Genomic DNA, 12,145 nt, shown 5'->3' with positions numbered 1-12,145 from the left:
CGGCCAAGGAGAGCCAGCGCTGGCTCGACGGGGCGGATCGTGCGGCCGAGACCTGTGCTTCGGCCGCCCGGATCACGGTGATCGCCGACCGGGAGGGCGATATCTTCGAGGCCTTCGCCCGGCGGCCGGCGACTGCCGACCTCCTGGTGCGGGCGGCCCAGGACCGGAGCCTGGAGGATGGCGGCCGGCTGTTCGCCCGCCTCGACGCGCTGCCCGAGGCCGCCCGGATCACGCTGTCCCTGCCGGCCAAGCCGGGGGCCAGGGCGCGCGACGCCGTGATGGCGGTTCGCTTCATGACCGCCGAGTTGGCGCGGCCCAGGAATGGCGGCGCCCCCGGCCTGCCCAAAAGCCTGCCCATGACCCTGGTCGATGTCCGCGAAGTCGACCCTCCGCCAGGCCCCGCCGTCCATTGGCGGCTGATCGCCAGCCAACCGGTGGCCGATATCCGGGACGCCCTGGAACTGGCCGATCTCTACCGCCGGCGCTGGGTCATCGAACAATTGTTCCGCACCCTCAAGACCCAGGGCTTCGACATCGAGGGGGTGCGCATCGAGGATGACGTGCCCCGCTGCAAGCTGGTCGTCGCCGCCCTGATCGCCGCCGTCACCGTCCAGCAACTCGTCCATGCCCGCGATGGCGCAGCCGGCCCCCAACCCATCAGACCCGCCATCGACGCCTTCGAGCCGGAAGACATCCCCCTGCTGGAAGCCTTCTGCGCCAAGCTCGAAGGCAAGACCCAACGACAGAAGAACCCCCACCCCAGGCAATCCCTCGCCTACGCCGCATGGGTCTGCGCCCGCCTCGGCGGATGGACCGGCTATTACGGAAAACCAGGTCCCGTCGTCATGCTCAACGGATGGCTCGACTTCCAAGCCGCAAAATACGCACTCTCCGCACTCAAACAATTCAATGTGTGAATCCGATAGCCTCCGTGGGAGAGGGAGGGACCCGACCCGAAGGGGCGGGAGGGTGAGGGGACTTACGCCGCCAGCGACAGGCCGCGCTGGAGGGCGTTCGCCAGGCGGCGGGAGAAGGCGGCGGGGTCGGGGACCGGGTCGCCCTCGACGATCCGGGCCTGATCCAGCAGCAGGAACGCCATCTCCGCCACCTGTGCCTCATCCTCCACGCCGGTCAGCCCGCGCACCAGCGGATGGGTCGGGTTGACCTCCAGGATGCGCTTGCTCGACGCGTTCAGCTGTTTGTGCTGCTTCAGCAGCCGCTCCAGATGCAGATCCATGTCGTTGTCGTCGGCGACCAGGCAGACCGGGCTGTCGGTCAGCCGTTCGGACGCGCGGACATCCTTCACCTCGCCTTCCAGAGCCTTCCTGAAGGCGGCGATCAGCGCGTCCATGCCCTCGGCCGGCGGTGGGGCGTCCTCCTTGTCGACCTTACCCTCGATCTTCGAAAGGTCGGCGCCGGCGCGCGTCACCGATTTCAGCTTGTGGCCGTTCACCTCTCCGACCGCGGGCGCCCAGAATTCATCCACCGGGTCGGTCAGCAGCAGCACCTCCACCCCCTTGGCGCGGAAACCCTCGATCTGCGGGGATTTGCGCAGCGCGTCGGGATCGTCGCCGGTGATGAAGAAGATGGCGTCCTGCCCCGGCTTCATCCGGGAGGCGTACTCCTCCAGGCTGGTCCAGCCGTCGCCTTCGGTGGTGCGGAACCGCGCCAGTTCCAGCAGCGTGTCGCGCTGGTCGCGGTCCTCGTAGAGCCCTTCCTTGAGGACGGGGCCGAAGGAGGTCCAGAAGGTCTCGTATCCTTCGGCATCCTCCTTCGCCTTTTTCCCGATCTCCGCCAGCACGCGCTTGGTCACGCCCTGACGAATCTTCGCGACCAGCGGGTTGGATTGCAGCATCTCCCGGCTGACGTTCAGCGGCAGATCCTCGCTGTCGATCACGCCGCGCAGGAAGCGCAGATAAGGCGGCAGCAGCCCCTCCGCCTCGTCCGACACGAAGACCCGCCGGACATAGAGCTTCACGTGATGCTGGCGGTCGGGGTTGTAGAGGTCGAAGGGCGGGGTGGAGGGCACGAACAGCAGGTTCGTGTATTCCAGTACGCCCTCCGCCCGGTAGTGCAGGGTCAGCCACGGATCGTCGAAGGCGTGGCCGACATGGTGATAGAATTCCTTGTACTCGTCGGCCGTGATCTCCGCCTTCGGCCGGGTCCACAGCGCCGCCGCGCGGTTCAGCCGCTCGCTCTCCTCCCCCTTCTCCAGCAGGACCGGGATGGCGATGTGGTCGGAATAGGTCTTGACGATGTGGCGCAGGCGCTCCTCCTCCAGGAACTCCTCCTCGCCCTCGTTCAAATGCAGTGTGACGGCGGTTCCGCGCGCCGCGCCGGGCTCAGGCTCCACCGTGAACGCGCCCTTGCCGTCGGAACTCCAGCGCCAGCCCGCCTCGTCGCCGGCCTTGCGGCTTTCCACCGTCACCTGGTCGGCGACCATGAAGGCGGAATAGAAGCCGACGCCGAACTGGCCGATCAGCGACATGTCCTTCTTCGAATCGCCCGACAGGTCGTTCATGAAGCCCAGCGTGCCGGACCGGGCGATGGTACCCAGATTGGCGACCAGATCCTCCCGGTCCATGCCGATTCCATTGTCGGCGACGGTCAGCGTCCGCGCTTCCCGGTCGACCGAAAGGCGGATGCGGAACTGCGTGTCGTCCGCCGCCAGCTCCGGCCGCGTCAGCGCGGCGTAGCGCAGCTTGTCGCACGCGTCCGACGCGTTGGAGATCAGCTCCCGGAGGAAGACCTCCTTCTGGCTGTAGAGAGACTTGGCGACGATCTCCAGAAGCCGGCTGACCTCCGCCTGGAAGGGCAGGCTTTCGGCTTCGGGTTTCGGAGAGGTCTGATCGGCGGTCGCGCCGGTCGATGCGTCCGTCATGGCGTGCTGGCCCTGCTGTCACATGGATACTGCGTCCGGTGGACGGGAAATTACGTCCGGTGGACGTGGATATGTGCAGGGCCGGCGCACGGCGCAAGCCTATCGCGCGACCTTCTGCCCCGGCGTCGCCGCCGTCGGCGCGTTCGGACCGACCGTCGGGACCTTCGGATTGTAAGCCGGCTCCTGCGCCGGAGCGGACGGGATCTTGGGGCTGTAGGCCGGTCCCGCCGCGTCAGCCGGGCCGGGGCCGCCGGCGCCGACGATGCTGTAATTGACCTCGTTGCCGTTCAGAAGCAGCCGCGCGTCGGCCGTGAGCTGGATATCGTAGCTGTGGACGATCCCGCCATCCGCCGTCGTGGTGGGCGTTCCCATGCCGCGCAGATAGGTCAGCAGCGCCCCCGCCTCCGGGAAGGCGCCGATGGCCTGCACCTCGGCGATCAGTTCGCCCAGATCGGTGATGGTCATCGCCCCGTCGCCGGTGACGCCCAGCATGGAGGCGGCGTCCGGTCGGACTTCTCCGGACAGCGAGGCGGCGCTGATCTCGTTGGCGATCGCGATCTCCCTGATCTCCAGCCTGCCTGTGTCCGGCCCCGCCAGTTCCCCCATGGCCCCCAGCATCATCGAGGGGTCGGCGGCCGGCTGGGCGATCGTCCGCAGCCAGCCGATGGCCAGGCGCTCCAGCGGGTCGGTCGGCAGGTCAACCAGCGCGATGTCGATGCTTCTGGCCGTCGGGAACAGGCGGGCGAACGGGTCGACCTGCGGCGCATCCACCGCATATTCCGGTGCTTCCACGGTGAATCCCAGTTCGGCCCGTGGAGTGTCCAGGCCGGAAACGTAACCGCCCGTTGTGAACAGCGGTGCGGTGAAGGTTCCTTCCGGCGTCCGCGCGAAGAAATCGTGGAAGCCTACTGAGATGCTCATGGAGGAAACCAGCGTGCCGGTTTCCTCCATGAGGTCGGCCATCATGCCGGCCGCCGCGGGGTCGCTGATCTCGCCCGCCCTGCTGGAAATCGTATTGAATCCCTCCATGAGCTTAGCCCACTCGGCCAAGACCGTCCCGGTGCTCGCGAAATCAATCTCCAGGCTGCCGAGCCGGATGAGCATGCCTGACCCGAGGTCGTCGATCGCCAGCCCCTCCATCACGAAGCTGCCCGGAAGGTCGTAGATGCCGTCGCTCGTTTCCTCGTAATCGGTGTCGTAGACCAGCCGGTCCACCCTGAGGCTGCCCAGCCCTTCCTCCACCGGCAGGAGGACGAGATCCCGCGCCTCGATGTCCAGGCTCATGAACATCTGCGCTTCCGGTGCGAAAACGCCCACGGCGGACTGCTCGCCGATGGTCACTCGCCCCTCCACGGTTCTGTCATGGCGGAGGAGAGTGACCTCCGGCAGCACGAAGCTCGTCTCGTACCAGCCATTCTCCATCGGCACGACGTCAACCGGAATTTCCGCCATCCGGATCGTGCCGTCCGGCGCATACAGCTCGATCGGCGGCACCAGCGCCCGATAGGCGTCGCCTTCCGGCGTCACGGTCAACTCGCCATCCAGCTGGAAATCCTCCGCCGTCGCGCCCGACGCCGCGAACTGCCGGTCAAGCCAGGATTGCAGCCCGTCCCGGATCGCCGCCGCACCCTCCTCCGTCGCCTCGGCGAAGGCGTTGGGGGCGGCAAGGGTCGTCGCGGCGAGGGCGAGGGCGAAAAGCGGTGAACGGCGGGTCATGAGGCGGCCTCCTTGCCTGTTTGTCGTCCGTTATTTCAGCCCGGGCGCGACGGCGGGCGGTCCGACGGGCGGCGACGGCGTCTTGGGGGGCGTGGCCGGACCGGCGGGGGCGGCCGGAGTGGTCGGGGCCGTCGGCAGCTTGGGGTTGGCGGCGGGCGGCGGAGCTTCATAAGCCGGGGGCGCGGTCGTCTCGCCCATCGCGCCGTAGGCCATCACGTCCGTGCCGTTGACCAGCGCCTGCCCGTCCGGCGTCACCTCGATCTCGTAGACCTGGACGATCTCCCCCTCGGCCGTCGTGGTGGGCGTGCCCAGCCCGCGCAGGAAGGTCAGCGCCGCCTCGGCCTCCGGCCCCGCCCCGGTGGCGCGGACCCCCTCGATCAGCGCGTCGAGGCCGGTGATGGTCAGCGTGCCGTCGGCGGTGAAGCCCATGAGGGTGTTCATGTCCGGGATCGCCTCGCCGGAGAAGACAGCCGAACTCACCACGTTGGCGAGGCTGATCTCCGCGATCTCAAGCCTGCCGGCCGATCCGGTCGCCATCAGTTCCTCCATGGCGTCGATCGGCGACGCCAGCACATCGCCGCCCGGCTTGGGGCCCGTACCGGCCATGGCCGGACCGGCGGCGCGCAGCCATTCCGCGATCGCCCCGACGGCGGCGTCGGTGGGAATGTCGACCATGGCCATGTCGATCCTGGCTTCTCTCGGCAACAGGGTTTCGAACGGCCCGAACGGCGGGTCGATCGAGAACCCGCCGAGGTCGAAGCTGAAGCCAATCTCCGTCGATTCGGCCTTCAGCCCCGAGACGTATCCGCCCGTGCCGATGCGCGGTACCTCGACGCGCCGGTCCACGCCGCCCATCGGGCCTTCGACCACCAAGTCCTCGAGTTCATAGGAGATGTCCATGCCCGACAGGTAGAAGCCGGACTCCTCCAGTATGTCGGCGAACAGCGTCATCATGGCGGCCTCGTCGACGGGGCCGGCGGCTTCCGTCGCCAGGACGTCGAACCGGTCTGAGAAGGCGGCGATCTCCTCCAGCACGATGCCGGTGGCGTTGAAATCGACCGTGGCCCGGCCCAGCGAGAAATGCCCCGGCCCGTCGGCCATGTTGAGCGCCAGCCCTTCCACCATGAAGCTTCCCGGCTGGTCGTAGATCCCCGGCTCGGTCTCCTCATAGGCGGAATCGAGGAGCACCCGGTCGATCGTCAACTCGGTTCCGGGCTCCGCCGTCGACAGCATCTCGACCTGCAGGAGTTCGGCGTCCAGGCTGATGAAATTCCGGATTTCCGGCGCGAAGACCCCGCTGGCGGATTGTTCCCCGATCGTCAGACGGCCTTCCTCGACGCCCGTGCTGCTGAGAACCGTCCCCTCCGGCAGGGTGAAGGAGGTGTCGTACCAGCCATCCTCGCGCGGCGCGATCTCGATCGGGGTCTCCTCGAACCGGAACGATCCCTCGGTCATCACGAATTCGAAGGCGGGGATGACGGCCCGATAGAGGTCGCCCTCCGGCGTCACCGTCAGTTCGCCGTCGAAGCGCAGATCCCCTTCCACGCCGGCAAGCTGGGTGTCGATCCAGGACTGCATCGCCTCGCGGATCGCCGCCGCCTCTTCCTCCGTCGTCTGGGCGAAGGCCGGCTGGACGAGGAAAGCCGCCGCCGCGAAGGCGAGGGGGATTGAACGCAGGATCATGGATCGCCGCCCTGATTTCGTTGATGATTTCGGTCGATACTATCGTGACGGTAGATTGCGGGCCACCCGCTATCTTCCCAATCGGGAATTGGTTCGCCCGAAGTCGGCCCACCTGAATTCGGTCGGGCGGTTATCTTGCAATGCGGAAGGAAAGCCCCGATTCTTGAAGGATGATGCTTGCCGCCGACCGTTCGCGGATTCTCGCCGTCCTGGGCCCGACCAACACCGGCAAGACGCATCTGGCCATCGACCGGATGCTGGCGCATCGCAGCGGCATGATCGGCTTCCCGCTTCGCCTGCTGGCGCGGGAGAATTACGACCGGATCGTCAAGCTGAAGGGCCGGACCCGCGTCGCGCTGGTGACGGGGGAGGAGAAGATCGTGCCTCCCAGGGCCGACTGGTTCGTCTGCACGGTCGAAAGCATGCCGCTCGACCGGCCGGTCGAGTTCCTGGCGGTCGACGAGATCCAGCTCTGCGCCGATCCGGAACGCGGCCACATCTTCACTCACCGGCTGCTCCACGCCCGCGGGCTGGAGGAGACGATGTTCCTGGGCGCGGAGACGATCCGGCCGCTCCTGCGCCGGCTGATCCCGGACGCCGAGTTCATCCAGCGGGCGCGCTTCTCCAGCCTCACTCATACCGGCTACCGGAAGCTGACGCGGCTGCCGCCCCGGTCGGCGATCGTCGCCTTCTCCGCCACCGACGTCTACCACATGGCGGAGCTGATCCGCCGCCAGCGGGGCGGTACGGCGGTGGTGCTGGGCGCGCTCAGCCCGCGCACCCGCAACGCCCAGGTCGGCATGTACCAGGCCGGCGAGGTCGATTATCTGGTGGCGACCGACGCCATCGGCATGGGCCTCAACATGGATATCGACCATGTCGCCTTCGCCCGGCTGACGAAGTTCGACGGCCAGTCGCCCCGCCGGCTCCGCGCGCCGGAGATCGCGCAGATCGCCGGCCGCGCCGGGCGGCATATGGCCGACGGCACCTTCGGCACGACCGACAGCGCCGGCGCGCTGGAGGATGAGGTGGTGGAGGCGGTGGAGACCCACACTTTCGACCCGCTGACCGCGCTGATGTGGCGCAACCACGACCTGGATTTCCGCAGCCCCGAACAGCTTCTGCGCAGCCTGGACAGGCGGCCGCCGGCGAGGGAGCTTCGCCGCGCGCCGGAGGCCGACGACCATCTGGCGCTCTCGGTGCTGGCGAAGGATGCCGACATCGCCGGCCTCGCCGGTTCCCGCCACGCCGTCCGGCTGCTGTGGGAGGTCTGCCAGATCCCGGATTTCCGCAAGGTGCTGTCCGATGCCCACACCCGCCTGCTGTCGCAGATCTATCGGCAGCTCCGCTCCCCGGCCGGCAGGCTCGATCCCGACTGGACGGCGCGTCAGATCGCCCGGCTGGACCGGACGGAGGGCGACATCGACACGCTGGTGACGCGGATCGCCCATATCCGCACCTGGACCTATATCGCCCACCGGGGCGACTGGCTTTCCGACCCCGCCGGCTGGCAGGGCCGGACGCGGGCGATCGAGGACCGGCTGTCCGATGCGCTGCACGACCGGCTGACCCAGCGCTTCGTCGACCGGCGGGCCGCCGTGCTGGCCAAGGGGCTGAAAGGCGGCGGCGACCTGTTGGGCGCGGTCACCCGGACGGGCGAGGTGGTGGTGGAGGGGGAATTCATCGGCCGGCTGGAGGGATTCCGGTTCGTCGCTGACGAATCGGTCCATGAGGCCGACGCCCGCGCCCTCCTCAGCGCCGCCCGCCGGGCGCTGAAGGATGAGATCGCGGCCCGCATCCAGCGGCTGGAGGCGGCCGACGATGCCGATTTCGCGCTCGCCGAGGATGGAGCGGTCTCCTGGGACGGGCAGGCCGTGGGTGCGCTGGCGGCCGGCCCCGAAGCGCTCTCTCCCACGGTCAGGCCTCTGCCCAGCGACCTCATCGAACCCGACGCGCGCGGCCGCATCCAGGCGCGTCTCCAGGCCTGGATCGGGGCCAGGATCGCATCCGACCTGCCGGCGCTCATGGCGCTGCGGCGCGCCGATCTTTCCGGGCCCGCGCGCGGGATCGCCTTCCAGCTTGTCGAGGGGCTGGGCTCCGCGCCGCGCCGTGACGTCGAGGATCTGGTCCGCGGGCTCGGCAAGCCCGGCCGGGCGGCGCTTCGGGCGCTCGGCGTCCGCATCGGGGCGGAAAGGGTCTGGCTGGCGCCGCTCCTGAAGCCGCGCGCCGTCGCCGCCCTGGCGCGCCTGGCCGCGCTTTCGAGCGGTATGGCGCTGCCCCCGCCGACGCCGGGGCCGGGCGACCAGTCGGTCGTGATGGAAGAAGGCGTGCCGCCCGCCTTCTACGCCGCCATCGGCTTCCTGCCCTGCGGCCGCCGGGCGGTGAGGATCGACCGGCTGGAGGCGCTGGCCGTCGCGGCGGGCCGGCTGGCGGGGAAAGGTCCGTTCGCCGCCCCGTCCCGGCTGGCCCAGCTCGTCGGCGCGACGCCGGCCGACCTGCCGGACATCCTCGGCCGGCTGGGCTACAAGGCGGCGGTCGATCCCGACGGGTCGGTCTCCTATCATCGCCGCCGGTCGCGGGCGGCACGGCCCGATCGCCGCCGCCGTCAGCCGGCGGTGGATTCCCCGTTCGCGAAGCTGGGTGCGCTGGGGGGACGGTCGTGACCGAAGGCGGCGCGGTCCGGCTGGACAAGTGGTTGTGGTACGCCCGCTTCTTCAAGACGCGCGGCCTCGCCTCGAAGCTCTGCACCGAAGGGCGGGTGCGCGTCGACGGGACGGTCGTGACCAAGGCCCACTGGACGGTCCGGCCGGACCAGGTGCTGACCTTCGTGCAGGGCCGCCACGTCCGCGTCGTGAAGGTCCTGGATGTCGGCCGCAGGCGCGGCCCCGCCCCGGAGGCCCAGGCGCTCTACGAGGATCTGGCCCCGCCGGCGGCGGAGACGGCGCTGCCCCGCATCGATGGCCCCGTCGCGCCCTTCTCCCGCCCCTCCGGCGCCGGCCGCCCCACCAAGCGCGACCGCCGGGCGCTCGACCGGCTGAAGGAATAGGCGCGCCTGCAAATCCCCTAGAATCCGTGGGGTTGCGAGGGGTCGGGGAGGGTGCTAATGCCTCATTCATGCTGAACCGTATCAAGGATTTCCTGCTCGACCGCGATGCCCGACCGGGCGCGGAGGGCGGTCATACGGGCGACGAGCTGCATCTGGCGGCGGCGGCGCTGATGGTCGAAGCCGCGCGCATGGATGACGGGCTGGACGAGCCGGAGCGGCAGAGGATCGCCGAACTGGTCCGCTGGCGGTTCGACCTGACGGAGGAGGAGGCGGCGACGCTCGTCGAGGCGGCGGAGCGGGAGGCCGCCGGCGCGTCGGGGAACTATCGCTTCACCGCGACGATACGCCAGCGTTGCTCCGACGCCGAACGGGTGCAGCTTGTGGAGCTTCTGTGGGACATCGTCTATGCGGACGACAAGCTCCACGATCTGGAGGCCAGCCTGCTGCGAAGGATCTCCGGCCTCCTATATGTATCGGACAGGGACAGCGGCCTTGCGCGCAGACGTGTCCTGCAACGCCATGGCTTGTCAGAGGACGAAGCCTGAAAGTACTGTCCGCGCCGCACTGGATTCAGAAGGTTGACGTTCCGATTCAGCCGACGGATGGGAACGAGGAGGGTTTTGGAAATGCCGTACGTGGTCACGGAATCCTGCATCAAGTGCAAGTACATGGATTGCGTGGAAGTCTGCCCCGTGGATTGCTTCTACGAGGGCGAGAACATGCTGGTGATCCATCCGGACGAATGCATCGATTGCGGCGTCTGCGAACCCGAATGCCCGGTTGAGGCGATCCATCCGGACACGGAGGTCGACGCGGCGGAGAAATGGCTGGAGATCAACCGGCAATACGCCGAAAGCTGGCCGAACATCACCCGCAAGAAGGACGCGCCGGCCGACGCCGATCAATGGCAGGCGACGGAAAACAAGTTTTCCGAGCATTTCAGCACCAATCCCGGAACCGGCGATTGATTCATGGCTGCCCTGCGCGGCCGGACGTAAAGAATCGGCAACATTCTTAGGCGCCGCGCCTTTAACCCCGCCGAATTTTGTACTATATTCGCTCGGTAGCCCGGTTTTGCGTGTGCAGTCCGGGCTTCTCATCGTAAAGGGCCCGACCCAAACGGCTTTTCCAGTACCGGCGAGCGTGACGTTCTCCGGTCCACAAGCCTTTCGTCCGCCCCTTGGGTGAGCTGGACCACCTGTCCAGGCCCGTCGGTAATGAGGACCGTCCGGCCCGGATGCAGAAGATGGGGCTTGAGTCAGCGCGAATGCCGGAACAACTCGAATATAGCATCGGCGACTACGTCGTCTATCCCGCCCATGGTGTCGGCCGCATAGCCGGCATCGAAACCCACAGCGTCGGTGAACTGTCCGTCGAGCTCTACTCGATCAGTTTCGAGAAGGACCGGATGACGCTGAAGGTGCCGACCGGGAAGGCGAAGAAGTCGGGCCTGCGGAAGCTCTCCTCCAAGGACCTCATCAAGTCCGCGATGGAGACGCTGAGGGGCCGCAGCCGCGTGCGCCGCACGATGTGGAGCCGCCGCGCCCAGGAATACGAAGCGAAGATCAATTCCGGCGACCCGGTGTCGATCGCGGAGGTCGTGCGCGACCTGCACCGCGCCACCGACCAGCCCGAACAATCCTATTCCGAACGCCAGATCTATCAGGCGGCGCTGGAGCGGCTGGCCCGCGAACTGGCGGCCGTGGAGAAGATCGACGAGCAGAAGGCGACCGAGCGGCTGGAGCAGGTGCTGACCAAGGCGGCCTGACCGGGGCAGCTAGCTCTGGGCCGATCGCCGGAGAAGAAGCGGGCGGCGTCCTTTCGAGGGACGTCGCCTTTTTCTTTGTCGGTATCGCGGACGCCGCTTGTTGCCGCTGCCCGCGAATTGCCGCTTTTCTTGCCGTACCATGCCGGTACACTTCGCCGAAGCCCCGGTCCCGGGGCTCCCCTTTCCGATGCTTTCGAGGCTTTGGCCCCTCCCCCGTGACGATCGACAACGAGAAATTCGCGAAGCTGGGCCGGCCCAGGCGCATCTGGGCGGTGGCCGCGATCCATGGCGACGTCCACCGCCTGGCGGCCCTCCACGATCATCTGGGGACGCTGATCCAGCCGGGCGACCGGCTGGTCTATCTCGGCAATCTGCTGGGCCGTGGTCCGGCGGTGTTCGAAACGATCGACGAGCTTCTGTCCTTCCGCCGCGCGGTCCTGGCGATGCCGGGCGTGCTGGTGGGCGATATCATCTACCTGCGCGGCGCACAGGAGGAGATGTGGCAGAAGCTGCTGCAGCTCCAGTTCGCGCCCAACCCGTCGGAAGTGCTGCGCTGGATGATAACCCAGGGCGTGGAGCCGACGCTGGCCGCCTATGGCGGCGCGGCGCAGGACGGCATCGTCGCGGCGCGGGAAGGGGCGGTGCAGGTCACCCGCTGGACCAACCGTCTGCGGGAAGCGATGCGCATCGCGCCCGGCCACAACAATCTCTTCGCCGCCCTGCGGCGCGCGGCCTTCACCGAAGGCAACGGCGTGCTGCTGGTCAGCGCGGGCATCGACACCAGCCGGCCGCTCGCCGCCCAGGGCGACAGCTTCTGGTGGGGCAGCGCCGGCTTTGCCCAGATATCGGAACCCTATGAGGGCTTCACCCGCATCGTGCGCGGCTACGACCCCTCCCAGGGCGGCGTCCAGGTCTCCGACCTCACCGCCACGCTGGACGGCGGCTGCGGCCGCGGCGGCAAGCTGGTCGCCGCCTGCATCGACCCCGGCGGCGAGGTGTTGGAGCTGCTGGAAGTCTGATCGGCCGACAAAAGCCGGCAAAAGCCTACATT

General features: G+C 68.2%; 10 protein-coding genes. 7 read left to right on the top strand and 3 right to left on the bottom strand.

Annotated features, from left to right (window positions below; all coding sequences use genetic code 11):
• Window positions 1-917, top strand: a 917-nt coding sequence (locus tag AAFN89_RS20580) for an IS4 family transposase (protein WP_347541160.1), incomplete at its 5' end; no start/stop codon positions are given.
• 62 nt (window positions 918-979) lie between these two features.
• On the opposite strand, the gene htpG is transcribed toward AAFN89_RS20580, so the two are convergent.
• The 3 genes from htpG to AAFN89_RS20565 all read right to left on the bottom strand — a co-directional run bounded on the left by htpG (window position 980) and on the right by AAFN89_RS20565 (window position 6,280).
• Entirely contained in the window at window positions 980-2,881 is a 1,902-nt protein-coding gene (gene htpG / locus AAFN89_RS20575; RefSeq protein ID WP_347541158.1) for a molecular chaperone HtpG, read from the bottom strand.
• 99 nt (window positions 2,882-2,980) lie between these two features.
• The gene (locus AAFN89_RS20570) at window positions 2,981-4,597 is read right to left on the bottom strand and encodes a hypothetical protein (protein ID WP_347541156.1); all 1,617 of its coding nucleotides are present in this window, start codon (window positions 4,595-4,597) and stop codon (window positions 2,981-2,983) included.
• A 30-nt stretch (window positions 4,598-4,627) separates the two neighbouring features.
• Window positions 4,628-6,280: a hypothetical protein gene (locus AAFN89_RS20565; RefSeq protein ID WP_347541154.1), complete on the bottom strand. Its 1,653-nt coding sequence runs from the start codon at window positions 6,278-6,280 to the stop codon at window positions 4,628-4,630.
• A gap of 170 nt (window positions 6,281-6,450) precedes the next feature.
• Between AAFN89_RS20565 and AAFN89_RS20560 the strand changes: the two genes are divergently transcribed.
• The 6 genes from AAFN89_RS20560 (at window position 6,451) to AAFN89_RS20535 (ending at window position 12,113) form a co-directional block, all read left to right on the top strand.
• Complete coding sequence (locus AAFN89_RS20560) at window positions 6,451-8,943, top strand: helicase-related protein (protein WP_347541152.1); 2,493 nt, start codon at window positions 6,451-6,453, stop codon at window positions 8,941-8,943.
• Window positions 8,940-9,326 carry an RNA-binding S4 domain-containing protein gene (locus AAFN89_RS20555; RefSeq protein WP_347541150.1) on the top strand — a complete coding sequence of 129 codons (387 nt, stop codon included), beginning with the start codon at window positions 8,940-8,942 and terminating at the stop codon, window positions 9,324-9,326. The genes AAFN89_RS20560 and AAFN89_RS20555 overlap by 4 nt, the downstream gene beginning before the upstream one ends.
• A 68-nt stretch (window positions 9,327-9,394) precedes the next feature.
• Complete coding sequence (locus tag AAFN89_RS20550; protein WP_347541148.1) at window positions 9,395-9,871, top strand: TerB family tellurite resistance protein; 477 nt, start codon at window positions 9,395-9,397, stop codon at window positions 9,869-9,871.
• A gap of 81 nt (window positions 9,872-9,952) precedes the next feature.
• The gene (fdxA, locus tag AAFN89_RS20545; RefSeq protein WP_347541146.1) at window positions 9,953-10,294 is read left to right on the top strand and encodes a ferredoxin FdxA; all 342 of its coding nucleotides are present in this window, start codon (window positions 9,953-9,955) and stop codon (window positions 10,292-10,294) included.
• A 299-nt stretch (window positions 10,295-10,593) separates the two neighbouring features.
• Window positions 10,594-11,094 carry a CarD family transcriptional regulator gene (locus tag AAFN89_RS20540; protein ID WP_347541143.1) on the top strand — a complete coding sequence of 167 codons (501 nt, stop codon included), beginning with the start codon at window positions 10,594-10,596 and terminating at the stop codon, window positions 11,092-11,094.
• Between the two features lie 215 nt (window positions 11,095-11,309).
• A complete protein-coding gene (locus AAFN89_RS20535) occupies window positions 11,310-12,113 on the top strand; it encodes a hypothetical protein (protein WP_347541141.1) in 804 nt (267 codons plus the stop codon).
• The last annotated feature ends 32 nt before the right edge of the window (window positions 12,114-12,145 follow it).

It is taken from the genome of Inquilinus sp. CAU 1745, from assembly GCF_039839375.1.
Classification (GTDB): Bacteria; Pseudomonadota; Alphaproteobacteria; order DSM-16000; family Inquilinaceae; genus JBDOQU01.
The sequence above is the reverse complement of the archived record's forward strand: the minus strand, read 5'-3'. Positions and strand labels throughout refer to the sequence as shown.

Bases quoted from the DNA above. Each gene is read 5' to 3' on its own strand.
- htpG (WP_347541158.1), bottom strand. From the start codon at position 2,881: ATGACGGACGCATCGACCGGCGCGACCGCCGATCAGACCTCTCCGAAA.
- AAFN89_RS20570 (WP_347541156.1), bottom strand. From the start codon at position 4,597: ATGACCCGCCGTTCACCGCTTTTCGCCCTCGCCCTCGCCGCGACGACC.
- AAFN89_RS20565 (WP_347541154.1), bottom strand. From the start codon at position 6,280: ATGATCCTGCGTTCAATCCCCCTCGCCTTCGCGGCGGCGGCTTTCCTC.
- AAFN89_RS20560 (WP_347541152.1), top strand. From the start codon at position 6,451: ATGATGCTTGCCGCCGACCGTTCGCGGATTCTCGCCGTCCTGGGCCCG.
- AAFN89_RS20550 (WP_347541148.1), top strand. From the start codon at position 9,395: ATGCTGAACCGTATCAAGGATTTCCTGCTCGACCGCGATGCCCGACCG.
- fdxA (WP_347541146.1), top strand. From the start codon at position 9,953: ATGCCGTACGTGGTCACGGAATCCTGCATCAAGTGCAAGTACATGGAT.
- AAFN89_RS20540 (WP_347541143.1), top strand. From the start codon at position 10,594: ATGCCGGAACAACTCGAATATAGCATCGGCGACTACGTCGTCTATCCC.